Below are 24,766 nucleotides of genomic sequence, written 5' to 3' on the forward strand. Positions count from 1 at the left end.
CTGGGCAGACCAGCGGACACAACCTGCCCTCACCCGGCCACCCGACCCGAAACCGATCAAAAGACCACTCTCAAACCACCTCGGTGGATCAAGGCTAAGGCTTCGCGGGCTTGTCCTCGCCGTACAGCCAGACGTCCCAGACCTCGGCCAGATCCTTGCCCGACACCTCCTCCACGTAGGTGATGAAGTCATCGGTGGATGCGTTGCCGTGACGGTGAGTCCGCGGCCAGCCCTCCAGGATGGCGAAGAAGGTGTCGTCGCCGACGGCCTGGCGGATCTTGTGGAGGACCATCGCGCCCCGGTAGTACACCGGCGGGTCGGAGATCTCCTCGGCGCTCGGCGGCTCGCCGGGCGGGAAGGCCCAGTTCGCGTCCGTGCCGAAGGCCGTCTCGAAGCTCTTGCCGACGGTGATGTCCTCGAAGTCCTCGAGGTACAGCCACTCCGCGTACGTCGCGAAGCCCTCGTTCAGCCACATGTCCTGCCAGGTCTTCGGCGTGACGGAGTCGCCGTACCACTGGTGGGCGAGCTCGTGGACGAGGGTCGGGGCGTCGAAGGAGCTCTCGGGGAAGACGGGCCGGTTCTGGGTCTCCAGGGCATAGCCCGCGTCCCCCGTGCGCTCGACGATCGCGCCGGTGGACGTGAAGGGGTAGGGGCCGAAGTAGTCCTTCGCCCACGCCAGGAGCTCGGGGATCCGGGCCAGCAGCTCCTCGCTGCGCGCGGCGACGGTCGTGTCGGCGGCGGTGTAGAGCGGCACGCCCTGGCCGTCCCCCGGGCTCGACGCCTTGGTGCGGTAGTGGCCGATGGCCACGGTGGCGAGGTAACTCGCCATCGGCTGCCCGGCGTGCCACGAGAAGGCGGTGCGCCGCCCGTCGGTGGTGGGACGCTCGGAGCGCAGTTCCCCGTTGGAGACGGCGGTGAGGCCGGTGGGGACCATCACGGTGATGTCGTAGGTCGCCTTGTCGCTGGGGTGGTGGTTGCCGGGAAACCACGCCATCGAGCCCGTCGGCTGGCCGAGCGCGACAGCGCCGTCCGCGGTCCTCAACCAGCCCTCCTCGGAGTGGTCGGCGTCCGTGAGGAGGCCCGGGGAGCCGGAGTAGCGGACGACGGTGCGGAAGATGCCGCCCTTCTTGAGGTCGTCGCGCGGGCGCAGGGTCAGCTCGTCCCCCGCGCGGTTGACGGCGGCGGGGGCGCCGTCGACGGTCGCGCCGCCGACGGTCAGGCCGTGGAGGTCGAGATTGAAGGCGCTGAGGTTCTGGGTGGCGCGGGCGGTGATGTCGGCGGTGGCGGTGAGCTTGCCCGTCTTCGGGTCGTAGTCGAGCGTGAGGGCGTAGTGCCGTACGTCGTAGCCGCCGTTGCCGAGCTTGGGGAAGTACGGGTCGCGCAGACCGGCGGCTCCGGGGGCGCCCTGGACCCCCTTGACGGCTTCGGCCGTGCAGCCCGCGCCCGTGAGGAGGGTCAGGAGGGCTGCGGCGGGCGCCAGGATGCGGCGGAGGGGTCGCTGGTCCACATCAGCGATCCTATGCGTGAAATGTCCGCTTCCCGTAATGGGCCCGGGTGATCTACGAGACGGCCGGTGGTGCGCATGGGGCGACTTCCCGCCTCCCGGTGGGGCTCCGCCTCGCCGCCCGTCCCCAGCACCTCCGACGTCCCGGCACCACCGGCGCCCAGCGCCACCGGCGCTCCGGCACCTCCGGCGTCCCGCCCGCGCTCCCCTACCTGCCCAGCGCGGCAACGCCCGCCTGCGCGAACTTCTCGTCGAGGTCACCGCTCGGGGCACCCGCGACACCGATGCCCGCGACGGGCGCGCCCTTCGCCTGCACCGGGGCGCCGCCCGCCAGGAACAGCGTGCCCGGGATGTCCTTCAGGTTCGGGGCCTGCCGGAGCCGCTCGGCCAGCTCGGAGGTGGGCGCGTTCCAGGAGACTGCTGACGGGCGCGGCTTCGAGCCCGGTGAGGCGCCGCCCGGCGCCCCGGGCACCCGAGGAGTCCGGAGCGGCTCTCGGGGCCGGAGCGGCGTCCGGGGCCACGGCCTGCCCGCGATGCGGGCGCGGGTCAGGCAGCTGGGCGGCACCCTGACGGTCGAGTCCGCGCCCGGTGAGGGCACGGTGGTCTCGGCCGCCATCCCTCTGGAGACGTCATGATGGAGACCCCATGACCGTACGGATCCTGCTGTGCGACGACCACGCCGTCGTACGCGCCGGGCTCCTCGCCCTCCTCGGCAGCGAGCCGGGCATCGAGGTCGTCGGCGAGGCCGGCAGCGGCGAGGAGGCGGTCGCGACGGCCGCCAAACTGAGGCCGGACGTCGTGCTCATGGACCTCCAGCTGGGGCCCGGCATCGACGGGGTCGAGGCCACCCGCCGGATCGCGTCCCCCGAGGTGCATGTGCTCGTCCTGACGACGTACGACACGGACGCCGACATCACCCGCGCCATCGAGGCGGGCGCGACCGGCTATCTGCTGAAGGCCGAGCGCCCGCAGGAGCTGTTCGCGGCGATCCACTCCGCCGCCCAGGGCCGCACCGCCCTCTCCCCGCCGGTCGCGAGCCGCGTCATGGACCGACTGCGGGGAGCGGCACGCCCGGCCCTGACGGACCGCGAGCTGGACATCCTGGGGCAGCTCGCGCGCGGGCTCGGCAATCGGGAGATCGCGCGGGCGCTGTTCATCAGCGAGGCGACGGTGAAGACCCATCTGGGCCGGATCTACGCCAAGCTCGGCGTCGACACACGGGCGGGCGCGGTGGCGGTGGCGAAGGAGCAACGGCTGCTGCCCTGACCGCGCGGGCCGGCCACACGGCCACTCGGGTCGGCCGCGCGGGTCGGCCGCGCCGCCCGGCAGGAGCCGGAAACCGCTCATCGGAGGCACGGGCAGGGCCCAGGGCACGAAGGCGCGGGCAGTGCGCGGGCTCGGGCGGTGGCGGTGGCGCGCAGGCGCTGGCCGGGGCGTTTTCACAGGCCGGAGCCCACGCCACGGGCCGGGTGCCCGCGCATGACACCATCGACCCGTGCTCGACATCGGCTACTCCCTCTCCCGCCGCTTCCCCGACCCCCCGCAGACCGACTATCGCCACGCGGACGTCCACGCCCTGCGGCACGACCTCTTCTGCGGCGACGTGTATCTCGCGGACACCAAGGCGGACCGCGAGGTGTCCACAGCCTGGGGATGGGTGCCGGTGCTCGACTTCGCGTGGGCGCTGTGCGACATCGTCGAGCAGCTCGACCGGGACCCGCGCGGAAGCCGGGCCGCACAGCCGCAGCACGCCGAGCTCGACTTCACCGAGTCGGCAGACCGCATGCTGTTCGAGCGCCGCTTCGGGTGGGTGGACGTCGAGGCCGACTGGATGCCGGGCGACGAACCCCCGCTCACCTTCAACCACGCCGAACTGCGCCGCGAGGCCCGCGACTTCCTGCACGATCTGATCGCCGACCTCGCCGACATGCACGAAGGCCTCGCCGACAACCCCGTCGTCTGGGACCTGCAGACCCGCTTCCCCCGGACCCCGTAAGGGCGCTACCCCTCCACCCTCACCCCCGTCTGCGCCGCGAACACCGGTGCCAGATCCATCAGTTGAGCCGTGCTGATCACCGCCCCCGCCAGCCGCTCGACACCCCGCGCGATGTCCAGCTCCACCGCACCCCGCAGGTCCACGTCCTTCATCCGTGCACCGCTGAAGTCCACCCGCCGCAGCGCACAGTCGCTGAACTCCACCCGCACCAGCTCCGCACCGCCGAAGTCGGGCTCCGCCAGCACGCACCCCTCGAACACGACGTCCTTCAGCCGCGCATTCCGCAGATTCAGGTAGTCGATCTTTCCGCCTCGCACCACCACCCTCTCCAGCACCGCACCGTGGAGCTGCACCCCGCCCATCCGCGCGTCCACGACCTCCACATCCCGCAGCGAGGCCCCCGCGAGGTCCGTCCCCACACCCCGCACACCCGTCAGCACCGAGTCGATGAACCGCGCGCCCACCAGCGACGTCTCGTCCAGCCCGCACTCCCGCAGCGCACAGTCCAGGAACCGCGCCCCGGCCCCCGTCTGGCGCGCGAGATCCAGCCCGGCCAGCTCCACGCCGTCGTAGTCCCCGTCCGGCTCCAGCCCGCCACCCCCGTACGGACTCAGCGGCGGCAACCGCACCTCAGGGCGCCGGGCCGCCGCCACCCGCGTCGCCTTCCTCGTCCGTCCCGTCATGACCCCATCGTGACGCACGCCACCGACAACGCCCCCGCGCCGATGTCACACCCGCCCGCCCCCGATCCGTCCAGTCCATGAACGCACCCAGGACCCGGAGCATCGGAGTACGAAGTGACGACCCAGCCCCGCATCACCGTCATCGGCGCCGGCCTCGCCGGCCTCACCGCGGCCATCACCGCCGCCGAGTCCGGCGCCCGGGTGACCCTGTACGAGTCCCACCGCACGCCCGGCGGCCGCGCCCGCACGTCCGAAGGCCCGTACCGGACCAACGAAGGCCCCCACGCCCTCTACAACGGCGGCCCCCACTGGACTTGGCTCGCCCAGCGCGATCTCATCGGCCCGCTCGCCCCGCTCCCGCCGCGCGAAGCCGCCCGGCTGCGCCTGCACCGCGACGGCAGGCTCCGCCGTACCCCGCCCCTCGCAATGCTCCGACTGCTGCGCCGACGGCCCGAACACGCCCCTGTGGACAGCGACTTCCTCACCTGGGCCACCGGCGAGGTCGGCGAGACGGGCGCCCGCGCCGCCGCCCACTTCGTCGCCGTCGCGCTCTTCCACCACGACCCCGGATCGCTCTCCGCCGCCTTCGTCCACGAGCGGCTGCGCCGCGCCACCAAGCTCCCGCCCGAGGCGCACTACCCGCGCGGCGGCTGGTCCGCGGTGACCGAGCGGATGGTCGCGCACGCCTGGAACCTGGGCGTACGCATCGAGACCGGCGCCCGCGTCGACGCCCTCCCCGACACCGGCGGCCCCACCATCGTCGCGACCTCCCTCGACGCCGCCCGCCGCCTCCTCGACGACGACGACACCCTGCGCTGGGACAGCGGCCGTACGACCCTGGTCGACCTGGCCGTACGCACCCGCAAGAACGACGTGTTCGCCGTCTCCGACCTCGACGCGCCGGGCTGGATCGAACGCTTCACCGCCCAGGACCCGAGCCTCGCCCCCGCCGGGGAACAGCTCGTCCAGGGGCAGCTCCCCCTCGCTCCCCACGAGTCCAAGGCCGACGGCGTCGCCCACGCGGAACGCCTCCTCGACCTCGGCTTCCCCGGCTGGCGCGAGCGCACCACCTGGCGGCGCGAGTCCGTCGCCACGGGGCGTACGGGCGCGGTCGACCGCCCCGGTACGACCTGGCGGGACCGGCCCCGCATCGACCGCGGCCACGGCGTCTTCCTCGCGGGCGACCAGGTCGCCGCACCCGGACTGCTCTCGGAGGTGTCCTTCAACAGCGGCATCGAGGCGGCGACCCTCGCCGTCAAGGCGGCCAGGGCCGGGCGGACCGGCGGGACCTGGAAGGCCTGGAAGACCGGTGGGACCGGAACGTCCGGCGGGACGGACGGGACCGGGACGACCGGAGATCCGGGAAGCCTTGACCTCAACCTTGCTTGAGGTTGAAGGCTGGTCCCACCAACGCCACACAGCACAGGGGAGCCCACCATGCACGCCATCCGCCTCCACGCCCACGGTCCCGCCGAGAACCTCATGTACGAGACCGTCGACGACCCCGAGCCCGGCCCCGGCCAGGTCCGCATCGCCGTCGCCGCCGCCGGCGTGCACCTCCTCGACGCCGCCCTGCGCGAGGGCGACACCGGCCCGTACCCCGCCCCCGTCGACCTGCCCACCGTCCCCGGCCGCGAGGTCGCCGGCACCGTCGACGGCATCGGCGAAGGCACCGACGACAGCTGGCTCGGCAAGCGCGTCGTCGCCCACCTCGGTATGGCACCCGGAGGCTACGCCGAGCTCGCCGTCACCGATGCCGGCAGGCTCCACGAGATCCCCGCCGGCATCGACGAGGCCGAGGCCGTCGCCATGATCGGCACCGGCCGCACCGCCCTCGGCATCCTCCAGTTCACCGACCTCGGCCCCGACACCGTCGCCGTCGTCCCCTCGGCGGCCGGCGGCATCGGCACTCTCCTCGTCCAGTACGCCAAGAACGCCGGCGCCACCGTCATCGGCCTCGCCGGCGGCCCCGACAAGATCGCCCGTGTCACCGCGAACGGCGCCGACCTCGCCGTCGACTACACGCTCCCCGACTGGCCCGCACACGTCCGCACCTACCTCGGCGACCGCCGCGCCGGCGTCGTCTTCGACTCCGTCGGCGGAGACACCGGCCGCGCCGCCGTCGACCTCCTCGGCAAGGGAGGGCAGCACCTCGTCTTCGGCTGGTCCAGCCAAGGCATCCGCGAAGGCGGCCCGCTCACCTTCACCGACGAGGAACTCACCGCGCGCGGCATCACCTCCGAGAGCGTCCTCGGCCCGGCCATGCTCGACAGAGCCGGCGGCCTGCGCGCCCTGGAGACCCGCTCGCTCGCCGAAGCCGCCGCCGGCCGCCTGCGGCCCGCCGTGCAGCGCTACCCGCTCGCCGAGGCCGCTGCGGCCCACCGCGCCCTGGAGACGCGCGGCACGACCGGCAAGGTCGTCCTCGTTCCGTAGCGCCGGTGGCGCCGTCCCCCGGGTGCGCGGCGTCCTCGGCGGCGACTAAGCGCTGCTGGGGCCGCCCCGGTACAGCTCGTCGCGGTACACGTCGCCCAAGTCGCCGAGGGCCTCGTCCGCGTCCAGCTCATCGCCGGGCGAGGACGCCTCCCGCGACTCGGCGGCCCGGTCCGCGGACACCGGCTCCTCGTTCCGGGCCCGCCGCTTCTCCTCCTCCAGCCGCTTACGGACGGCTTCGGGCTTGTCTCCGAGCTGGTCCATGACCATCTCCCTCGTCAGCGCCCCCGGCCCCCGCTCCCGCGGCCAGAGTCACACAGCCCCGCCCGCCCCGCACCCGGAGGTGACCCCGGCGGGCGCGGCCCCGCCCGGCGCCGCCCCGCCCAGCCGCCGGAGCGCCCCGTCGGTCAGCCGGTACACCGTCCACTCGTCCTGCGGCCGCGCGCCCAGCGCCTCGTAGAAGTCGATCGACGGGGTGTTCCAGTTCAGTACGGACCACTCGAGGCGCTCATAGCCCCGCTCCACACAGATCCGCGCCAGCTCCGTCAGCAGCGCCTTGCCGTACCCGCCGCCGCGCAGCCCCGGCCGTACGTACAGATCCTCCAGATAGATCCCGTGCACCCCGCGCCACGTGGAGAAGTTCAGGAACCACAGCGCGAACCCGGCGACGTCACCGCCCGCCGTCTCCGCGATGTGGGCGAAGGCCGCGGGCCGCTCCCCGAACAGCGCCTCACCCAGCTGCTCCTCGGTGGCATGCGCCTCGTGCAGGGCCTTCTCGTAATCGGCGAGCTCCCGGACCATCGCGTGGATCACAGGGACATCGGCAGGAGTGGCGGTTCGAATCATGAGTGCACCCTGCGCACATGACGGCTCAGCGCGCCAGCAGATTCCGGGCGATGGACACATGCCGCTCGTCGAGCACGCCGTCACCACCGCCGTCCGCCACGGCCCACAGACTGTTCTGCAGCACCCTCCCCAGCGTCCACGCCCGCGCCCGCCCCCGGTCCAGGCCGAGCCGCTCCGTCAGCAGATCGAACCGCCACAGCGTCGCCTGCGGCTCGAACCGGTTCCACAGCGCGGGCAGCAGCTCGAACCCCGGATCACCGGCCAGCGGCTTCGGGTCGATGGCCAGCCACGGCTCACGCTCCGCGGCCAGGATGTTGCCGTAGTGCAGATCCCAGTGCAGCAGCCGGCCGCCCGGCTCCGCCGCCACCTCCCGCACCGCCGCCGCACAGTCCCGCAGCAGCCGCCGCTCCTCCACGTCCGCCAGCGCGCCCACCACCCCCGGCACCCGGTCCAGCATCCCCGCCGCGATGTCCCCCAGCCGACGCAGCCCGGTTGCCGGCGCCGGCACCGCCGTCAGCCGCGCCAGCAGCTCCGCGAGAATCCGTACCGCCGCCCGGTCGTCCTCCACCACCGACAGATGCCGGCCCCCGTCCAGCCGCTCGAGCAGCAACGTCGCGGTGTCCGCGTCGCACTCCAGCAGCCGTACGACACCGTCGCCGTCCCAGGTCCGCAGAGCCAGCCACTCACCGTCGCTCTCCCCGTCCCGCAACTGCAGCTTCAGCACGGCATGCGTCCCGTCCCGCCGCACGACCGGCAGCGCCAGCGACGCCACTCCGTGCATCGCCGCCCCGGTGACCCGCAGCCCCCACCGCTCCGTGAACTCCGCCGCCCGCCCCGGCAGCGCCTCGAGGAAAGCGCGGCCCGCATCGCCGTTGTACTTGATCTGCGTCGCGACCAGCTCGTCCGGGATCTCGATCACACCCGGATCGTACGATCCCGCCCGCCGGCCCCGGCGCGGTCCCGGACCACCCTGGACAGCCCCACAACCGCCGGTGTACGAACACCCCCATGACCAGCACGACGATCAACGGCGGCATCTCCTACTGGTACGCGGACGACGGCATCCCCACCCCCCGGGAGCCCCTGCCGGGCGACGCGTCCGCCGACGTATGCATCGTCGGCGGCGGATACACCGGACTGTGGACCGCGTACTACCTCAAAAAAGCCGTCCCCTTCCTCAACATCACCGTCCTCGAGGCCAAGTTCTGCGGATACGGCGCCTCCGGGCGCAACGGCGGCTGGCTCTACAACGGCATCGCCGGCCGCGACCGCTACGCCGAACTGCACGGCCGCGACGCCGCCACACGCCTCCAACAGGCCATGAACGACACCGTCGCCGAGGTCATCCGCGTCGCCACCGAGGAACACATCGACGCCGACATCCACCAGGGCGGCGTGCTCGAAGTCGCCTACACACCCGCCCAGCTCACCCGCCTCAAGAACTTCCACGCCGCCGAGGCCGCCTTCGGCGAAAAGGACCGCGAACTCCACGGCGCCCGCGAAACGGCAGACCGCATCCGCATCACCGGAGCCGTCGGCTCCACCTGGACCCCGCACGGCGCCCGCCTCCACCCCGTCAAGCTCGTCAAGGGGCTAGCGGCGGCCGTGGAAGCGCTGGGCGTGACGATCCACGAATCGACACCCGTGTCGGAGATCCGCCCCAAACACGCCGTGACCCCCTACGGCACCGTCCGCGCCCCCTACATCCTCCGCTGCACCGAGGGCTTCACCGCGGGCATCAAGGGCCAGAAGCGCTCCTGGCTCCCCATGAACTCCTCCATGATCGTCACCGAACCTCTCCCCGCGGACATCTGGGACACCATCGGCTGGGAGGGCCGCGAAACCCTCGGCGACATGGCCCACGCCTACATGTACGCCCAACGCACCGCCGACGACCGCATCGCCATCGGCGGGCGCGGCATCCCCTACCGCTACGGCTCACGTGCCGCCACCGCCGAGAACGCCGACCGCACCCAGCCCGCCACCATCGACGCCCTGCGCGCCATCCTGACCCGCTTCTTCCCCCAACTCGCAGGAACCGCCATCAGCCACGCCTGGTCCGGCGTCCTCGGCGTCCCACGCGACTGGTGCGCCACCGTCACCCTCGACCGCTCCACCGGCCTCGGCTGGGCCGGCGGCTACGTCGGCTCCGGCGTCGCCACCACCAACCTCGCCGCCCGCACCCTCCGCGACCTCATCCAGCAGGACTCCGGCCAATCCGGCCCCACGGACCTCACCACCCTCCCCTGGGTCAACCACAGAGTCCGCAAATGGGAACCCGAACCCTTCCGCTGGCTCGGCGTCCACACCCTCTACGCCGCCTACCGCACCGCCGACCGCCGCGAACTCAGGGCCCGCACCGCGGAGACGGACCGCATCGCCACCCTCGCGGACAAGATCTCCGGCCGGCACTGACCCCCATGACCGACACCCCCGGCCCGATCACCGCCTGCCGGCTCCGCCGGCCGCCGTTCCGCCCGCACCGGAGCGCCCGAGAATGCGGCCCTCGCCATCGGAGACCCGCTCCCCTACGAGGAGCGATGCCGAGCGGAGACCGGTGACGACGCCTTCGACCGGGAATTCCGCGTGTGGCACCTGGCCCCGAACCGGCCAGGGCGTCCCGGCACGGACACGCCGACAGCCGAACCGAGGCGGACGCACCGCCTCTCCCCCACGGCCGGGCGGCGCGGCAGCTGGTGCCGGATGGGCGGTGCCGCGGGTACGCGGGTGCCGGAACACCCGCGCCCCACCACACCCCGTAAAACGCAAGGGTCCCGGATCGGAATGATCCGGGACACAGTGGTGCTGGAGCCGCCTGTCGGAATCGAACCGACGACCTTCCCATTACAAGTGGGGCGCTCTGCCAACTGAGCTAAGGCGGCACCGCGCACTTCGAAGCCGCGCGCGGAAGCTCCCTTACTTTACACAGGGGCCAATTCCTCCGACCACAGGATTCGTGACCTCTCGCCCATCCGTTCCTGGAGAGCGCTGACGTGCTTTTGCGATGACCGCACGCCGGTGATCGTGGATCGTTTCTTCCCGTCCACGTGCCGCTGCTCGCCGTGCCACACGGTTGGCGGCAGCAAGGCTGCTGTACGTCCGCGCGCGACCATGCAGCGGGTGTGGTATGCCTCACGGTCGGGACGGGAATGCCGCGGTCGACCTTCGCGGGGACGGGCTGCGGCCGTACCGGTCGGTGGCTGACGCACTGCCCGCGGGAAAGGCGCCTCCGCCATCGATCCGGGCATCACAACTAACCCAACAGCCACTGCAGTAAGGGCCGATGGGCCGTCGGCCGGCATGCCTGTGGAGTCTGTGTGAGTCCGCCCGGACGGGTGGGGCGACCCGCCCTCCCGTCGGCTGTGGGCGACGAGGCGGGAAGCGCCTGGGGTTCCGCTGCCGGAGATGCAGGTCAAAAGGCGGAGGCTCCGCCTACTGACAGACCGCACCTCACCAGGTAGCGTCACCTCCAGTTCACTCCGGTGGACTAGACCCATTCTTCCTTCCACTCGGATCGTCCGGCACGTTCCTGCCGGTGAAGGGACCATCACCCATGGCCACTGTCACGTTCGACAAGGCGACCCGGATCTACCCGGGCTCCACGAAGCCCGCCGTCGACGGGCTCGAGATCGAGATCGAGGACGGCGAGTTCCTCGTCCTGGTCGGCCCCTCCGGCTGCGGCAAGTCGACCTCCCTGCGCATGCTCGCGGGTCTCGAGGACGTCAACGGCGGATCCATCCGCATCGGTGACCGCGATGTCACCCACCTCCCGCCGAAGGACCGGGACATCGCCATGGTGTTCCAGAACTACGCGCTGTACCCGCACATGACCGTCGCCGACAACATGGGCTTCGCGCTCAAGATCGCGGGCGTCAACAAGGCCACCATCCGGCAGAAGGTCGAGGAGGCGGCGAAGATCCTCGACCTGACCGAGTACCTGGACCGCAAGCCGAAGGCGCTGTCCGGTGGTCAGCGGCAGCGTGTCGCGATGGGTCGCGCCATCGTTCGTGAGCCGCAGGTGTTCCTCATGGACGAGCCGCTGTCGAACCTCGACGCGAAGCTCCGTGTCTCGACGCGTACGCAGATCGCGTCGCTGCAGCGCCGTCTCGGCATCACCACCGTGTACGTCACGCACGACCAGGTCGAGGCCATGACGATGGGCGACCGGGTCGCCGTGCTGAAGGACGGTCTGCTGCAGCAGATCGACTCGCCGCGGAACATGTACGACCGTCCGGCGAACCTTTTCGTCGCGGGCTTCATCGGCTCCCCCGCCATGAACCTGGTGGAGGTGCCGATCACCGACGGCGGTGTGAAGTTCGGCAACAGCGTCGTCCCGGTGAGCCGCGAGGCGCTTTCCGCGGCCGCGGACAAGGGCGACCGGACCGTGACCGTCGGTGTCCGTCCTGAGCACTTCGAAGTTGTCGAGCTGAACGGTGGGGCCGCCGAGTCGCTGTCGAAGCACAGCGAGGACGCGCCGGCCGGTCTGGCCGTGACCGTCAATGTCGTCGAGGAGCTCGGCGCTGACGGTTACGTGTACGGCACGGCCGAGGTCGGCGACCAGAGCAAGGACCTGGTCGTCCGGGTGAACGGGCGTTCCGTGCCGGAGAAGGGCGCCAAGCTGCACGTCGTGCCGCGGCCGGGCGAGACGCACGTCTTCTCGACCTCCACCGGCGAGCGCCTCAGCGACTGAGGCGACCGAGCCGGCACGGCCGGATCAGGCGGCCCAAGCGGCTCGGCCGACTGAGGCGCCGGCCTCTCACGCGATGAACGGCCCTCTCGCTACGGCGAGGGGGCCGTTGGCGCATGTCGACAAATACCCCGGCAAATCGGTTATTTCGAAGCCGCGCGTCAACACCCGATTCGAAAAACCCTCTCGAACCATCCCCCACAGGGGTGACTAAATGTCGCCAAATCACTACCGAGCGCTACGCTCGCCTGCGTGACCCACACAGCCCGCCGTATCGGCCGCACTTTCGCCCTCGTCCTGCCCGTCGTCCTGGTGCTCTCCGGAACTCTCGCGGTCACCAGTGTCCCGTGGGCGGGGCGCAACTCCGAGGCCCGGATGCTCACCGCGTCGTCGGAGAATGTATCGGTTCGTGCCAAGTCCAGTGCGCCGCACGAGCTTCTTCGCGACAAGCTCCTCGCCGAGCTGCAGGAGAAGGACCCTGGCACCGCCCTCACCCATCTCCAGCGCGAGGTCGAGGCAAGCCCGTCGCTCGCCGGTCACTGCATGTCGATCGCGAGGGCCCTGGGCCGCGCCGCCGTGGCGCACTACGGCCCCACGCGCGCGCAGGCCTACTCGCGGCCCGTCTGCGACACGTCGTTCGCCGCCGGCGTCTACCAGCAGGCGCAGGGCAGCTGAGGGCGTCGGGCGACCGCCGAGGGCGCAGGACCGCCACTCGGGATGCGGGACCGCCACACAGGACGCAGGGCCCCACCCAGGACGCGGGGCGGCCGCCGAGGCCGCCCCCTCCGCCATTTCTCGGGTCCGCTTCGCCATGGGCCTCGCTGCCCGTGAAGGGGCACCGCTTATCGTGCCCGTATGCATACGTATCCGACGCAGGCCGTGGTCCTGGCCGGCGGCCAGGGCTCGCGACTGCGCCCGTACACCGACGACCGCCCCAAGCCGATGGTCGAGATCCCCGGGACGGGGACCCCGATCATCGGCCATCAGCTTTCCTGGCTGGCCGACGAGGGCGTGACCGACGCCGTGGTGTCCTGCGGGCATCTCGCCGAGGTCCTGCAGGAGTGGCTGGACAGCGCCGTGCTGCCGCTGCGTGTCACCACCGTGGTCGAGGAGGAGCCGCTGGGCCGGGGCGGCGGCCTCAAGCACGCGGCTAAGAGCCTCCCGCACCCGGATGAGCCCTGGTACGCGACCAACGGTGACATCTGGACGCGTTTCTCGCTGCGCGAGATGGCCGAGTTCCACGCCGAGCGGGACGCCACCGCGACGCTCGCCCTCGCCAGGCCCCGTATCCCGTGGGGGGCCGTGGAGACCGACGAGTTCGGGCACGTGCTCGACTTCATCGAGTCGCCGCCGTCGCCGTATCTCATCAACGCGGGTGTGTACGTCTTCTCGGCGGCCTTCACGAGCCTGCTGCCGGACCGTGGTGACCATGAACGCACGACGTTCCCCCGGCTTGCCCGTGAGCGCGCGCTGGCCGGGTTCCCGCTGCCGCAGGGGGCGTACTGGCGGGCCATCGACACGGCGAAGGACCTGACGGAGGCGGCGAAGGAGCTCTCGGCGCACCCCCGCTGAGCCGAGCAGCCGCGAGCGCACTCCGCCGGGAAGCCGGAAGGGCGGTCGCCGCGTCGGACCGACGCGGCGACCGCCCTTCTGCGTGTGCGGGGTCAGCCCAGGAGGCCGCCGATCGGGTTGCGGTTGCCGCCGCCGCTGCCGCCCCCGGAGCCGCCGTCGCCGGACCAGCCGCCCGTGCTGCCACCGCCTCCGGACGTGCTGCCGCCCGAGGTGCCGCCACCGGTGGAGGAGGGGCCGGAGCCACTGGACGGCGGCTGGACCGGCTGCGACTGTCTCGGGGACTGCCGGCTGCCCGTGCCCTGGGACTGGCTCGGGCTGCTCGCCTCGCCGACGCGGCCGGACTCGCGGACCGTCTCGGACGGTTCGGCCTTCTCCGCCGCCGGGTCGCTCGTCTCGCTCTTGATGGGCGCGGGCTGCTGCTCCGCCCGGCGGGAGGGGCTGCGCTCGCCCGACTCCTGAGGGAGGGGGGAGCCGGGGAGGTGGTTGGTGGGGTCGACGTTCGGTCCCGGCACGGTGACCAGCTCGGTGGAGCGCACGGCTCCGCCGAGGATGGAGCCGACCAGCAGGGTCAGGCCGACGACCACCGCGGCGAGCACCCCGCCGCGCCGCAGCACCCGGCGCCTCAGCTCCCACAGTTCCGAGCGGGGGCCGAGCTTGCGCCAGGCCTCGCCCGCGAGGCGGCCGTCGACCGAGTAGACCGGGGCACCCGCGATGACCAGCGGGGACCAGGCGGCGAGGTAGACGATGTCCGGCGCGTCGTACACCGGGACGGTCCGCCAGCTCACGGTCATGATCAGCGCGGCGGAGAGCAGCGCCCCGCCGACGGCGGCGACCCGCTGCCAGAGGCCGAGGACGGTGAGCACGCCGACGACGACCTGAAGGAAGGCGACGGTGAGTCCGGAGCCGACGGGGTGCGAGAGCGCGAAGTCGCGCAGCGGCTCGGCGAGCGTCCAGGGGTCCAGCGAGTTGAGCCACTTGACCATGGAGCCGCGTTCGCCGCCGTCGAAGTAGACGGGGTCGCAGAGCTTGCCCATGCCGGCGTAGACGGAGATGAGGCCGAGGAAGACGCGGAGCGGGAGGAGGACGACGCCGAGGTTCATGCGGCGCCCGGGGTAGTAGGCGTGCCGCACGCCGGTGTCGGCGGCGTGGCGGCGTTCGCCGGATCCGTAGCCGGGTTCGTACGCGAAGTCGCGATCGCGCCCGAAGTCCGACTCCTCGTCGGCCTCTTCGCCGTAGGGCTCGTACGCGTCGTAGGTGTCGTACGCGTCGTAGGCGCCCTCCGCCCGCCGCATGGGCGGCAGGAGGGGCCCGGAACCGCCCTGTGGCCCGACGACGGGCGTGGGCATGGTGTCGGCGCCGGAGCTGCCGGAAGTGCGGGTGGGGCCGGAGCGGCCGTCGGGGCCGGGGGCCAGGTCGACGCGCGGGAGGACCTGCGTGGCACCCCCGTCGTACCCCTCGTACCCCTCGTACCCCTCGTACCCGTCGTACCCCTCGTACCCCTCGTACCCCTCGTACCCGTCGTACCCCTCGAACCTCTCGTACTCCGGGACCGTGTTGACGGTGTTGGTCGTGCGCACGGCCTGCAGCAGACCGGTCGCGCCGGGGTCGCCCGGAGCGGACCGCCCACTCCACACGACGGGCCGTCGACGGCGCGCCGCACCGACACCGGCGGCAGCGGCGGCGGCGCCTGCGGCGACGGGAATCCTGGCAGTGTCCGCCATGCCTCGCGCGGGGCGCGTGGTCTGGCTGGGGCCGAGCTTCACCCGGAAGCTGGCGTGGTTCACGATGACCTGCGCGGGATCGCAGTCCACCTTGACCATGCTCAGGAAGGTCTGCTCGTCGAACCCGGGCCGGGGCGTTCTGGTGTCCACACTCATCTAACCGAGTGACCTGTGTTTAGGACACTGCCTTGACGGCCCTGAAATGTCCGAGACCCGTCAAGATCGGCCGATCGTTCCGAGCCGGTCGATCAACGTCCGGTCACGCAAGCCCAATCGCCCCTAGAATCCCGGAAGTTGACCGAGGTTGAGCGAGGGGGAGGACGGATCCATGTCCGACGGCACCGCCGAGGACGGCACACGAACCGCCAATCAGCTCGTTTTCGGCGACCTCACCGACTATCCCGTGATGGCCCAGGCGCTCGACAACCAGTGGCTACCCGCCGATCTCGCCGCCGCCCGGCAGAGTACGGACGCCCCGTCAGGGCCGAGCCCCGAGACCGTCGCCGCGGCCTCGGCCGAGCTGCGCCGCGCGCTGGTGAACAGCGGCACGCTGGTCGTGAACCGCGCGTACTTCCTCAACAACGAGGCGCTCAGCGCCCCTTACCGCGCCTCGGCGGATCCCGCCGAGCGGGAGGCGTTCGTCCGGCTGCTGAACGACCGCGCGCTGGTGCCGTATCTGCTGACCGAGCGCGATCCGGCCGGCGAGTACTCGTGGGCGTACGACCGTGCCGTGCACCGCGACTGGCAGCGGCTCCTCGCGGACGAGGCGGATCCGGCGTCCGTACGGTTCGACTGGGACGACGAGGCGAACCGCGAACGGGCCGACGCGGTGGGGAACTTCTTCTCGCGCGAGCTCTCGGGGCTGCGGCGGCTGCGGGCACCGCAGCTCGCGAAGAACCTCGGGATCCCCGTGGAGCAGGCCCGGGCGATGCGGGAGGGCATCCTCAAGGACCTGTACATCTGGGCGGGCGAGCAGGACGTCGACCGGAACATCCTCCGGAGCGACGTCTACCGCGAGTTCCTGACCAGGCCGGGGACGGAGCCGTACGAGAACCTCCTGCGGGACGGCGACCACGTCGTCCCCACCAAGCAGCTGATCGACCTCCTCTACAACCTGGGCATCCCCAAGGCGAGCAAGCTGATCGCGCTGACCCCGCCCGACTCGCCGCCGCGCTCCACGCTGGAGGAGCTGCGGCCGGAGGACCGGGCACGGGACGACGATCCGGAGGCGATCGGGCTGCTGCTGCGGGATCTGTTCGCGGATTCGCTGCACCGGGCGGTGGACGGGCCGAATTCGTACGGCTCGCTGAAGCTGGCGGACATCACGCGGCTGAGGCGGGAGGAGGAGTGGCGGGCGTATGTGAACGCGCTGGACGCCTTCGTGCGGGGCGGCTTCCGGGACGGGCGGCTGCCGTCGGCGGAGGAGTTCAACGCGGCGACGTCCGACATCGCGCGGCGGCATGCGCGGATGCTGCGTACGGCGCGGAAGGTGAGCGGCTCGCAGCAGGGCTTCCAGCGGGAGATCGTGGCGGCGGTGGTGCTCGAGTCGGCGGGGCTCAGTCTGATGATCACCGGCGGTGAGGAGGTCTCGCTGCTCGGCGGCTCGATCCAGCTGGCGACGGCGGCGGCCGGGGCGGTGGCCATCCGGCTGGAGTTCTGGGAACGGGGCGCGGGCGGCAGCGGCGGGCGGGGCCGGCGTTCCGGGCTCAGTCATTCGGTGACATTGCCGACGCTCAGGCTGGGCAACCTGAAGAAGGACTGGGGGACGATTCTGCGGGTGTACGGCGGCCGGGTCGCCGAGACCGGCGCCGGGCCCCGCGGAAGGCAGGCGGACCAGCAGTCACCGGACGCCTGACCGGTCATGTGGCGGGACGCCGAGGGGGTCGTACGGATGGAGCTCTACGAACGATTGCGCGCCGAGCGCCCCGATCTGTTCCTGAACGTGCCGGGCGGCATCGAGATCCTCTCCGACCCGGAGGCCGTCGCGGCGGCCGGCGGTGTGCTGTACGCGGACCCGTACGTGATGCTCCTGCGCGACCCGGTGCGGTTCCCGGACGGGCGTACGGGTACGTACATCCGCTCGGTCAGCCGTAACGCGGAGCCGGGCTGTGTGGTGCTGCCGCTGCTGGACGGCGGGGTCGTCCTGATCGAGCACTACCGCCATGCGACCCGCTCCTGGCAGTGGGAGGTGCCGCGCGGCTTCGGCACACGCGGTCTGAGCGCCGAGGCCAATGCGGCGAAGGAGCTGAGCGAGGAGATCGGTGCGCACGTCCTCGAACTGACCGACCTCGGCGCGGTCCACCCGGACACCGGCATGACTGCCGACCGCGTGCTGCTCTTCGCGGCCCGCATCGACGCCGTCGGCAGCCTCGCCACGGGCGAGGGCATCCGTTCCACGCGCACGATGCCGCCGGCGGAGGCCGACGCCATGATCGCCGACGGCCGTGTGACCGACGCCTTCACCATCGCGGTCCTGACCCGCGCCAGGCTGGCCGGGCTGACTTCCTGACCGCGGAGCGGCCGGCCCCCGGCCACGGCCGCCCGGACGGTGCAGGTCACGCAGGGTGAACCGGGGCGCCGGGATGACCGGTGCTCCCAGGATCAGCTCCTGCGGCGGGCCGCCTCGTACAGGACCACACCCGCCGCGACACCCGCGTTGAGAGACTCGGCACCGCCCGGCATGGGGATGCGGACGCGGAAGTCGCAGGTTTCGCCGACCAGCCGCGACAGGCCCTTGCCCTCGCTGCCGACGACGATGACGACCGGGCCGTCGAGGGCCTCGAGCTCGCCGACCTCGACCTCGCCGTCGGCGGCGAGGCCGACGACGGTGATGCCGGCCTTCTGGTAGGCCTCCAGGGCGCGGGTGAGGTTGGTCGCGCGGGCGACCGGGGTGCGGGCGGCGGTGCCGGCGGAGGTCTTCCAGGCGCCGGCCGTCATGCCGGCGGCGCGGCGCTCGGGGACGACCACGCCGTGGCCGCCGAAGGCCGCGACGGAGCGGACGACCGCACCGAGGTTGCGCGGGTCGGTGACGCCGTCGAGGGCGACGATCAGGGGGTCCTCACCGTCGTCGAAGGCGGCGGCCGCCAGGTCCTCCGGGTGCGCGTACTCGTACGGCGGGACCTGGAGGACGAGCCCCTGGTGGTTGAGCCCATTCGTCATCCGGTCCAGCTCGACCCGCGGCGCCTCCATCAGGTGGATGTTGCCGCGCTCCCCGGCGAGGTGGAGCGCCTCGCGCACCCGCTCGTCGTTGTCGATGAACTGCTGGACGTACAGCGTCGTCGCGGGCACGCCGTCGCGCAGCGCCTCGAAGACGGGGTTGCGGCCGACGACCATCTCGGACGAGCCCTTGCCGCCGCGGCGGGCGACGGGCCGCCGCTGGGCCTGCTTGGCCCTGGCGTTGGCGACGCGGTTCTTCGCATGGCCCTTGCGGGCGGACGCGGGCGGGGTCGGGCCCTTGCCTTCGAGGCCGCGGCGCCGATTGCCACCGCTGCCGACCGTCGCGCCCTTCTTGTTGGATGTGCGGCGGTTCCTGCGCTGGCTGTTCCCGGCCATGACTACCTGTTTCCCTGAATTCTTCGTGGGTCCCGGACGGATCTTCGCGGGTCCCTGATGCGTACGTACGTAAGAAGTGTGCCGCCCGGGCGGCCGGGCGGCACACTGTCGCTGGTCAGCGGGGTCCGAGCGTCCAGCGTGGGCCGTCGGGGCCGTCCTCGATGGCGAGTCCGGACTGGTTGAGCTGGTCGCGGATCGCGTCGGCCGTGGCCCAGTCCTTGCGGGTCCTGGCCGACTCGCGCTGCTGCAGCACGAGGCGTACGAGCGTGTCGACGACGCCGTGGAGGTCCTCGCCGCGGTCGGCCTCGCCCGCCCAGTGCGGGTCGAGCGGGTCGAGGCCGAGGACGCCGAGCATGGCCCGCACCTCGGCGAGGCGTGCGACGGCGGCTTCCTTGTCGTCGGCGGCCAGCGCGCTGTTGCCCTGCCGGACCGTGGTGTGGACGATCGCGAGGGCCTGCGGGACGCCCAGGTCGTCGTCCATGGCCTCGGCGAAGGCCGGCGGCACCTCGGCGGCGGGAGCGACCGCCTCCCCTGCCTTTTCGGTGACCCGCTGGACGAAGCCCTCGATGCGCGCGAACGCGGACTCGGCGTCGCACAGGGCCTCCTCGCTGTACTCGATCATCGAGCGGTAGTGCGGGGTGCCCAGGTAGTAGCGCAGCACGATGGGCCGCCACTGCTTGACCATCTCGCTGACGAGGACCGAGTTGCCGAGCGACTTCGACATCTTCTCGCCGCTCAGCGTCACCCAGGCGTTGTGCACCCAGTACGAGGCGAAGTCGTCGCCGAAGGCCTTGGCCTGGGCGATCTCGTTCTCGTGGTGCGGGAAGATCAGGTCGATCCCGCCACCGTGGATGTCGAACGCGGAACCCAGGTACTTGTGCGCCATGGCCGAGCACTCCAGGTGCCAGCCCGGACGCCCCCGTCCCCACGGGGTCTCCCAGGACGGCTCCCCCGGCTTCTCCGCCTTCCACATGGCGAAGTCCCGCGGGTCGCGCTTGCCGGTCTCGCCCTCGCCCGACGGCTGGCGCAGATCGTCGACGTCCTGGTTGGACAGCTCCAGGTAGCCGGGGAAGGAGCGCACGTCGAAGTAGACGTTCCCGTCGGACTCGTAGGCGTGGCCGCGCTCGATGAGGCCGCGCATCATCTCGACCATCTCGGTGATGTGGCCGGTGGCACGCGGCTCGTACGACGGGGGCAGGCAGCCGAGCACGTCGTAACCGGCGGTGAAGGCGCGCTCGTTCTCGTAGCCGATCGACCACCAGGGGCGCTCCTGGAGGGCCGCCTTGGCGATGATCTTGTCGTCGATGTCCGTCACGTTGCGGACGAACGTGACGTCGTAGCCGCGGTACTCGAACCAGCGGCGCATGATGTCGAAGTTGAGTCCGGACCTGATGTGCCCGATGTGCGGGGCGGACTGCACGGTCGCGCCACACAGGTAGATCGAGACACAACCCGGCGTGAGCGGGACGAAGTCACGGATCTGCCGGGCGTTGGTGTCGTACAGCCGAATAGTCACCACTCAAGAGTAGTGGCCCTGCGGCAGTGCCCCGCGCCCCTTGGGGACGCGGGGGCTCGATTGTGACCACGGCCCGCCGCGGAGGGCCGGGGTGCGCTCAGACGAGGGCGCCGACGACCTTCCGCGGGGTGACCCGGACAACCACGCGCGGGGCGTCCTTGCCGGCCTCCGGGTTGAACGCGGCGTACATCTTGCCGGTGTACTTCATCGACAGCTCGTCGATCAGCTCCTGGCCGCCCTCGGTGGTGAGGGTGACGGTGCCGCGGATCTCGGCGTACGTGTACGGCTCGTCGAAGGGCTGGACGAGCACCGTCACGCGGGGGTCGCGGCGGATGTTCTGCTCCTTGCGGCGCCCGACGGTGGTCGAGATCAGCAGGTCGTCGCCGTCACGCTTCACCCAGACGGGAGACACCTGAGGGCTTCCGTCGGGCTGAATGGTGGCGAGGTTGACGAAAACGGGCTTGTCGAGCAGGTCCTTGAGCTTGTCGCTGAGTGGGGCGGTCACGGTGCGGTCCTCCTGACCTCGTTGACTCCTGGCGCAGGAATTCGTTGATTCCACAACCGCTCTACCTGACGCGACCGCCCGCACCCGGTCAGGACGCGCGGACGACCAGCGCCGTGGCGATCGCTGCCAGCCCTTCGGCCCTGCCGGTGAGCCCGAGACCGTCCGTCGTCGTGCCGGACACGGACACCGGGGCGCCGGCCGCCTCGCTCAGCGCCTTCTGCGCCTCGTCGCGCCGCTTGCCGATCTTCGGCCGTACGCCGATGACCTGGACGGCGATGTTGCCGATCTCGAAGCCCTCGGCGCGGACGATCCTGGCGGCCTCGGCGAGGAGGGTGACCCCGGAGGCGCCGGACCACTCGGGGCGGCCGGTGCCGAAGTGTGCGCCGAGGTCTCCGACCCCGGCGGCCGAGAAGAGGGCGTCGCAGGCGGCGTGGGCGGCGACGTCGCCGTCGGAGTGACCGGCGAGACCGTACTCCTCGTCGGGCCAGAGCAGGCCCGCGCACCACAGCTCGCGGCCGCGCTCGAAGGCGTGGACGTCGGTGCCGATGCCGACGAGGGGCATGCCGGCCCGCGGCAGGCGGAGATCAGGTGCCTCAGAAGCCATCGTTGGCCCTCCTGCGGGCGAGTACGGCCTCGGCGAGGACGAGGTCCAGCGGGCGGGTCACCTTGAACGCCTCTTCATGGCCGGGTACGACCACGACGGGCGCGCCGAGCTGCTCGACCATCCCGGCGTCGTCCGTGGCGCCGTCGCCGCCCACGGCGATGGTCTCGTGGGCGCGTACGAGCGTGTCGCGGTCGAAGCCCTGCGGGGTCTGCACGGCGCGCAGCCGGGCCCGCTCGGGGGTGGCGACGACCGGCTCGGGTTCGCCCTTCTCGCGCGGTTCGACCTGCTTGACGGTGTCGGCGAGCGGCAGAGCGGGGACGACGGCCGCGGCCCCGTCCCGGACGGCTTCGATCACGCCGTCGACGATGTCGACGGGGACCAGCGGGCGGGCCGCGTCGTGGACGAGGACGGTGGTGATCGTCTCGGGGAGCGCTTCGAGGCCGAGGCGGACGGACTCCTGGCGGGTGTCACCGCCCGGGACGACCAGGTAGTCGGTGCGCTCGGGCAGCGCATGCTCGTCGAGCAGGTTCTTGACCTCGGGGGCGCCGTCGGGCGGTGCGACCACGACGACGAGCGAGACGGCCCGGGAGGCCGCCATGGCGCGTACGGCGTGGATCAGCATGGGGGTGCCGTTGATCGTGCGGAGCGCCTTGGGGGCGCCCGGGCCGAGCCGTACGCCCCGGCCTGCCGCGGGGATCACCACGGCGGTGCGGCCGGTGCGCGTCTGTTCTGACATCGGTTCCACTCCGGAGGTCGGGGACGGCCCCTCATTGGCATGGCCAGGACCGAATTCGGCTTGGCCAGGTTTGTGCCCTCGGCTCATCTGGGTATGGCCACAGCGTGCCGGGCGCGACGCCTTGACCGGAACTCTTTCCGTGACACCTGGTTGAGCGAGCTGCGCCAGCTGCCCGGGCCCGGCACGTCAGAGGTCGGGGACGCTCGGGGACGGGGGGACGTCGGGATGGTGGGGGTGCCGGGTGTCGACCCGGCGCCGGGATCTTGGTCGTGCGGACATGCCGCAGTGCCCGGCGACACAACCCCTCAGCTGGTCAGCGGGCACCGCGGCATTCAGTTCTGCACCGTGGACGCCTGGCGCGGGGGAGCGCAGACGCCTGGTGTCAGGACGCGAGGACCTCGTCGAGGAGAGCCTCGGCCTTGTCCTCGTTCGTGTTCTCCGCGAGGGCCAGTTCGCTCACCAGAATCTGGCGAGCCTTGGCCAGCATGCGCTTCTCACCTGCGGAGAGACCGCGCTCGCGCTCGCGGCGCCACAGGTCGCGCACTACTTCGGCGACCTTGATGACATCGCCGGAGGCGAGCTTCTCGAGATTTGCCTTGTAGCGACGGGACCAGTTCGTGGGCTCCTCCGCATACGGCGCGCGCAGCACGTCGAAGACCCGGTCCAGCCCGTCCTGACCGACCACATCTCGCACGCCAACGAGATCCGCATTGTCCGCCGGCACACGAACCGTCAAGTCGCCCTGAGCGACCTTGAGCACCAAGTAGGTCTTGTCCACGCCTTTGATCTGGCGAGTTTCGATGGCCTCGATCAGCGCGGCCCCGTGATGGGGATAGACCACGGTGTCGCCAACCTTGAACGTCATGTGACAGGTACCCCTTCCGTGGCTATCCAGGGTAACACGAGAACGGCTTCTTCTGAATGGCGTTTTCGCAGGTCAGGGCATATCTCGGGGCTTGACAACAGCAACCCGGACGTGCTGCGGACGGCTTCCGGAAGAGGGTATTCGCAGGTGGGAGCGGCTGCACGGGCGCACAGAAACGCGCACGTTACACGCACCGCAACCCCCGCCCAAGCGGATGAACGTCCCGATTTGCCTGGTTCCCAGCAGTGTACTTCCCGTACTCCGTTCGAGGCCCGGTCACCCGCACGGCGGGGGGTAGCGAGAAGGAATCCCGAATTGATCACCAAGGGCGTCGCACGGCTTTCCGTAAGAAATGTGTGATGGTCCGCGGAATTGATCACCCGGCTTATGTGAACAGCGGACCAAATCCGGCGGACGGGCATGCCGCGATCGGGCCCGAGGTGGCGACCGCGGAGGTCGGGGCCGCGTCCGGGGCGGGTCGGGTGCGGGGCGCCGACCACGGCTCGGTAACCTGAACCCGCTGTAAGACCGCAAGGCCCGTACCACCTCAGCCCGTCCGTACGTCCAAGGAGTTGCCGCCGCCGTGAGCCGCAGCCTTCGACGCGGCGCCATCGCCGCCAGTGCCCTCGTGATCTCGATCGCCTCGCTCTCCGCCTGCGCAGCAGGCATGGACGCGCAGACGCTCGGCGTCAAGCCGGACAACGCCGCAACCTCGGTCGGTGACATCAAGATCCAGAACGCGACGGTGATCGCGCAGCCCGTGGCGGGCACGGAGGGGCCGGCGGCCGTCTCGGCGACGCTGTTCAACGACGGCACCGAGCCGCAGACCCTCGACTCCATCACGCTGCCGGGCACGAACGCCGCCGTGAAGCTGTCCTCTGCCACGGGCAGCGGCCCGGTCACCGTGCCGGCCCTCGGCTCGGTCGTGCTCGGCGGCAAGGGCAACGCCTCGGCTGTCATCGAGAACGGCCGCGAGGTCGGCGAGAGCGGCAACGTCCAGGAAGTCGTCTTCCGCTTCAGCGAGACCGGCGACGTGAAGATGCAGGCCTTCGTCGTGCCGGCCGACACCTACTACAAGGACTTCGGCCCGTCCGTCCTGCCGCCGCCTCCGGCGTCCCCCACCCCCACGGGCAGCCCGACCGGCGCCGAGACCGCGCCGGCGGAGGGCCAGCACGGCGACGAGGGCGAGGGTGAGCACGAGGGCGACGCCGGGACCGAGGGTGAGCACGAGGGCGACGCCGGGACCGAGGGCGGCGAGGCCACGCCGTCGGACTCCGCCTCGGCGTCCCACGAGGCCGGGCACTGACGCAGGCCCGCGCACGCACCCGTACGCGCACACGGCGGCGCCCCACCGGAAGGATCCGGTGGGGCGCCGCCGTACACGTGCCGGGGTGCGGGGCGTCGGCCGGACCCGCGGCTCGGTGAGCCGCCCGTGAGCCCGTGAGCCGGTTGAGGCTCACGGGCTTGTAGCCGAAGTCCCTGGACCGCGGACCAGGCAGCGAGCAGCAGCCGGGTCGCGCTCGAATCCCGTCCCGTGTGTGCCCCTCGC

General features: G+C 71.8%; 23 protein-coding genes, 1 tRNA gene and 2 pseudogenes. 12 read left to right on the top strand and 14 right to left on the bottom strand.

The window, feature by feature from the left end; translation table 11 throughout:
- Positions 1-94: 94 nt before the first annotated feature.
- On the bottom strand, positions 95-1,507 hold the full coding sequence (locus ABT078_RS20785; RefSeq protein ID WP_351229769.1) for a M1 family metallopeptidase: 1,413 nt from the start codon (positions 1,505-1,507) through the stop codon (positions 95-97).
- 205 nt (positions 1,508-1,712) lie between these two features.
- A pseudogene (locus tag ABT078_RS20790) lies at positions 1,713-1,958 on the bottom strand (heme-binding protein); the annotation flags it as partial.
- Here ABT078_RS20790 and ABT078_RS20795 point away from each other — a divergent pair.
- From ABT078_RS20795 to ABT078_RS20805, 3 genes and pseudogenes are all read left to right on the top strand, one after another.
- Positions 1,927-2,139, top strand: a pseudogene (locus ABT078_RS20795) (ATP-binding protein); the annotation flags it as partial. The pseudogenes ABT078_RS20790 and ABT078_RS20795 overlap by 32 nt on opposite strands.
- A gap of 10 nt (positions 2,140-2,149) precedes the next feature.
- Positions 2,150-2,770: a response regulator gene (locus ABT078_RS20800; protein WP_351229772.1), complete on the top strand. Its 621-nt coding sequence runs from the start codon at positions 2,150-2,152 to the stop codon at positions 2,768-2,770.
- Between the two features lie 229 nt (positions 2,771-2,999).
- Positions 3,000-3,500, top strand: coding sequence for a hypothetical protein (locus tag ABT078_RS20805; protein WP_351229774.1), 501 nt, complete (start codon positions 3,000-3,002; stop codon positions 3,498-3,500).
- Between the two features lie 5 nt (positions 3,501-3,505).
- On the opposite strand, the gene ABT078_RS20810 is transcribed toward ABT078_RS20805, so the two are convergent.
- The gene (locus ABT078_RS20810) at positions 3,506-4,183 is read right to left on the bottom strand and encodes a pentapeptide repeat-containing protein (RefSeq protein ID WP_351229776.1); all 678 of its coding nucleotides are present in this window, start codon (positions 4,181-4,183) and stop codon (positions 3,506-3,508) included.
- A 114-nt stretch (positions 4,184-4,297) separates the two neighbouring features.
- Here ABT078_RS20810 and ABT078_RS20815 point away from each other — a divergent pair, with 114 nt between their 5' ends.
- Together ABT078_RS20815 and ABT078_RS20820 are read left to right on the top strand one after the other, a co-directional pair.
- Complete coding sequence (locus ABT078_RS20815) at positions 4,298-5,572, top strand: FAD-dependent oxidoreductase (protein WP_351229778.1); 1,275 nt, start codon at positions 4,298-4,300, stop codon at positions 5,570-5,572.
- Between the two features lie 48 nt (positions 5,573-5,620).
- Positions 5,621-6,616, top strand: a complete 996-nt coding sequence (locus ABT078_RS20820) for a zinc-binding dehydrogenase (RefSeq protein WP_351229780.1) — start codon at positions 5,621-5,623, stop codon at positions 6,614-6,616.
- Between the two features lie 45 nt (positions 6,617-6,661).
- Here the strand turns inward: ABT078_RS20820 and ABT078_RS20825 are convergent, their stop codons facing one another.
- From ABT078_RS20825 to ABT078_RS20835, 3 genes are read right to left on the bottom strand one after another with little or no spacing between them, the layout of a single operon-like run.
- Positions 6,662-6,877 carry a hypothetical protein gene (locus ABT078_RS20825; RefSeq protein WP_351229782.1) on the bottom strand — a complete coding sequence of 72 codons (216 nt, stop codon included), beginning with the start codon at positions 6,875-6,877 and terminating at the stop codon, positions 6,662-6,664.
- 48 nt (positions 6,878-6,925) lie between these two features.
- Positions 6,926-7,459 (bottom strand): GNAT family N-acetyltransferase, encoded by a 534-nt coding sequence (locus ABT078_RS20830; protein ID WP_351229784.1) that lies wholly within the window; start codon positions 7,457-7,459, stop codon positions 6,926-6,928.
- A gap of 25 nt (positions 7,460-7,484) precedes the next feature.
- A complete protein-coding gene (locus ABT078_RS20835; protein ID WP_351229786.1) occupies positions 7,485-8,378 on the bottom strand; it encodes an aminoglycoside phosphotransferase family protein in 894 nt (297 codons plus the stop codon).
- An 89-nt stretch (positions 8,379-8,467) separates the two neighbouring features.
- Here ABT078_RS20835 and ABT078_RS20840 point away from each other — a divergent pair, with 89 nt between their 5' ends.
- Entirely contained in the window at positions 8,468-9,874 is a 1,407-nt protein-coding gene (locus ABT078_RS20840; RefSeq protein ID WP_351229788.1) for an NAD(P)/FAD-dependent oxidoreductase, read from the top strand.
- A gap of 391 nt (positions 9,875-10,265) precedes the next feature.
- Here ABT078_RS20840 and ABT078_RS20845 read toward each other — a convergent pair.
- Positions 10,266-10,341: transfer RNA gene (locus ABT078_RS20845), tRNA-Thr, on the bottom strand.
- A gap of 671 nt (positions 10,342-11,012) precedes the next feature.
- On the opposite strand from ABT078_RS20845, the gene ABT078_RS20850 reads away from it, so the two are divergent.
- The 3 genes from ABT078_RS20850 to ABT078_RS20860 all read left to right on the top strand — a co-directional run bounded on the left by ABT078_RS20850 (position 11,013) and on the right by ABT078_RS20860 (position 13,718).
- A complete protein-coding gene (locus ABT078_RS20850) occupies positions 11,013-12,149 on the top strand; it encodes an ABC transporter ATP-binding protein (RefSeq protein WP_351229790.1) in 1,137 nt (378 codons plus the stop codon).
- 249 nt (positions 12,150-12,398) lie between these two features.
- A complete protein-coding gene (locus ABT078_RS20855) occupies positions 12,399-12,821 on the top strand; it encodes a hypothetical protein (RefSeq protein WP_351229792.1) in 423 nt (140 codons plus the stop codon).
- Positions 12,822-13,001: 180 nt separating this feature from the next.
- On the top strand, positions 13,002-13,718 hold the full coding sequence (locus tag ABT078_RS20860; RefSeq protein ID WP_351229793.1) for a nucleotidyltransferase family protein: 717 nt from the start codon (positions 13,002-13,004) through the stop codon (positions 13,716-13,718).
- Positions 13,719-13,810: 92 nt separating this feature from the next.
- On the opposite strand, the gene ABT078_RS20865 is transcribed toward ABT078_RS20860, so the two are convergent.
- Positions 13,811-15,595: a DoxX family membrane protein gene (locus tag ABT078_RS20865; protein ID WP_351229795.1), complete on the bottom strand. Its 1,785-nt coding sequence runs from the start codon at positions 15,593-15,595 to the stop codon at positions 13,811-13,813.
- A gap of 172 nt (positions 15,596-15,767) precedes the next feature.
- On the opposite strand from ABT078_RS20865, the gene ABT078_RS20870 reads away from it, so the two are divergent.
- Complete coding sequence (locus ABT078_RS20870; protein WP_351229797.1) at positions 15,768-17,294, top strand: hypothetical protein; 1,527 nt, start codon at positions 15,768-15,770, stop codon at positions 17,292-17,294.
- A gap of 36 nt (positions 17,295-17,330) precedes the next feature.
- Positions 17,331-17,948, top strand: coding sequence for an NUDIX hydrolase (locus ABT078_RS20875; RefSeq protein ID WP_351229799.1), 618 nt, complete (start codon positions 17,331-17,333; stop codon positions 17,946-17,948).
- 92 nt (positions 17,949-18,040) lie between these two features.
- Here the strand turns inward: ABT078_RS20875 and rlmB are convergent, their stop codons facing one another.
- From rlmB to ABT078_RS20905, 6 genes are all read right to left on the bottom strand, one after another.
- Positions 18,041-18,991: a 23S rRNA (guanosine(2251)-2'-O)-methyltransferase RlmB gene (gene rlmB, locus ABT078_RS20880; RefSeq protein ID WP_351229801.1), complete on the bottom strand. Its 951-nt coding sequence runs from the start codon at positions 18,989-18,991 to the stop codon at positions 18,041-18,043.
- A gap of 115 nt (positions 18,992-19,106) precedes the next feature.
- Positions 19,107-20,507 (bottom strand): cysteine--tRNA ligase, encoded by a 1,401-nt coding sequence (gene cysS / locus ABT078_RS20885; protein ID WP_351229803.1) that lies wholly within the window; start codon positions 20,505-20,507, stop codon positions 19,107-19,109.
- A gap of 97 nt (positions 20,508-20,604) precedes the next feature.
- Positions 20,605-21,012, bottom strand: a complete 408-nt coding sequence (locus tag ABT078_RS20890) for a PPOX class F420-dependent oxidoreductase (RefSeq protein WP_351229805.1) — start codon at positions 21,010-21,012, stop codon at positions 20,605-20,607.
- A gap of 88 nt (positions 21,013-21,100) precedes the next feature.
- Positions 21,101-21,616: a 2-C-methyl-D-erythritol 2,4-cyclodiphosphate synthase gene (ispF, locus tag ABT078_RS20895; protein ID WP_351229808.1), complete on the bottom strand. Its 516-nt coding sequence runs from the start codon at positions 21,614-21,616 to the stop codon at positions 21,101-21,103.
- Positions 21,606-22,352 carry a 2-C-methyl-D-erythritol 4-phosphate cytidylyltransferase gene (gene ispD / locus ABT078_RS20900; RefSeq protein ID WP_351229810.1) on the bottom strand — a complete coding sequence of 249 codons (747 nt, stop codon included), beginning with the start codon at positions 22,350-22,352 and terminating at the stop codon, positions 21,606-21,608. The genes ispF and ispD overlap by 11 nt, the downstream gene beginning before the upstream one ends.
- Positions 22,353-22,734: 382 nt before the next feature.
- Positions 22,735-23,217 carry a CarD family transcriptional regulator gene (locus ABT078_RS20905; RefSeq protein ID WP_017945956.1) on the bottom strand — a complete coding sequence of 161 codons (483 nt, stop codon included), beginning with the start codon at positions 23,215-23,217 and terminating at the stop codon, positions 22,735-22,737.
- Between the two features lie 583 nt (positions 23,218-23,800).
- Between ABT078_RS20905 and ABT078_RS20910 the strand changes: the two genes are divergently transcribed.
- Entirely contained in the window at positions 23,801-24,523 is a 723-nt protein-coding gene (locus ABT078_RS20910; protein WP_351229812.1) for a DUF461 domain-containing protein, read from the top strand.
- The last annotated feature ends 243 nt before the right edge of the window (positions 24,524-24,766 follow it).

It is taken from the genome of Streptomyces sp. NPDC002133 (assembly GCF_040296405.1).
GTDB lineage: Bacteria > Actinomycetota > Actinomycetes > Streptomycetales > Streptomycetaceae > Streptomyces.

Excerpts from the sequence above, each read along its gene's own strand:
- ABT078_RS20800 (WP_351229772.1), top strand. The coding sequence starts at position 2,150 with ATGACCGTACGGATCCTGCTGTGCGACGACCACGCCGTCGTACGCGCC.
- ABT078_RS20810 (WP_351229776.1), bottom strand. The coding sequence starts at position 4,183 with ATGACGGGACGGACGAGGAAGGCGACGCGGGTGGCGGCGGCCCGGCGC.
- ABT078_RS20820 (WP_351229780.1), top strand. The coding sequence starts at position 5,621 with ATGCACGCCATCCGCCTCCACGCCCACGGTCCCGCCGAGAACCTCATG.
- ABT078_RS20825 (WP_351229782.1), bottom strand. The coding sequence starts at position 6,877 with ATGGACCAGCTCGGAGACAAGCCCGAAGCCGTCCGTAAGCGGCTGGAG.
- ABT078_RS20830 (WP_351229784.1), bottom strand. The coding sequence starts at position 7,459 with ATGATTCGAACCGCCACTCCTGCCGATGTCCCTGTGATCCACGCGATG.
- ABT078_RS20840 (WP_351229788.1), top strand. The coding sequence starts at position 8,468 with ATGACCAGCACGACGATCAACGGCGGCATCTCCTACTGGTACGCGGAC.
- ABT078_RS20850 (WP_351229790.1), top strand. The coding sequence starts at position 11,013 with ATGGCCACTGTCACGTTCGACAAGGCGACCCGGATCTACCCGGGCTCC.
- ABT078_RS20860 (WP_351229793.1), top strand. The coding sequence starts at position 13,002 with ATGCATACGTATCCGACGCAGGCCGTGGTCCTGGCCGGCGGCCAGGGC.
- ABT078_RS20865 (WP_351229795.1), bottom strand. The coding sequence starts at position 15,595 with ATGAGTGTGGACACCAGAACGCCCCGGCCCGGGTTCGACGAGCAGACC.
- ABT078_RS20870 (WP_351229797.1), top strand. The coding sequence starts at position 15,768 with ATGTCCGACGGCACCGCCGAGGACGGCACACGAACCGCCAATCAGCTC.
- ABT078_RS20875 (WP_351229799.1), top strand. The coding sequence starts at position 17,331 with ATGGAGCTCTACGAACGATTGCGCGCCGAGCGCCCCGATCTGTTCCTG.
- rlmB (WP_351229801.1), bottom strand. The coding sequence starts at position 18,991 with ATGGCCGGGAACAGCCAGCGCAGGAACCGCCGCACATCCAACAAGAAG.
- ispF (WP_351229808.1), bottom strand. The coding sequence starts at position 21,616 with ATGGCTTCTGAGGCACCTGATCTCCGCCTGCCGCGGGCCGGCATGCCC.
- ispD (WP_351229810.1), bottom strand. The coding sequence starts at position 22,352 with ATGTCAGAACAGACGCGCACCGGCCGCACCGCCGTGGTGATCCCCGCG.
- ABT078_RS20905 (WP_017945956.1), bottom strand. The coding sequence starts at position 23,217 with ATGACGTTCAAGGTTGGCGACACCGTGGTCTATCCCCATCACGGGGCC.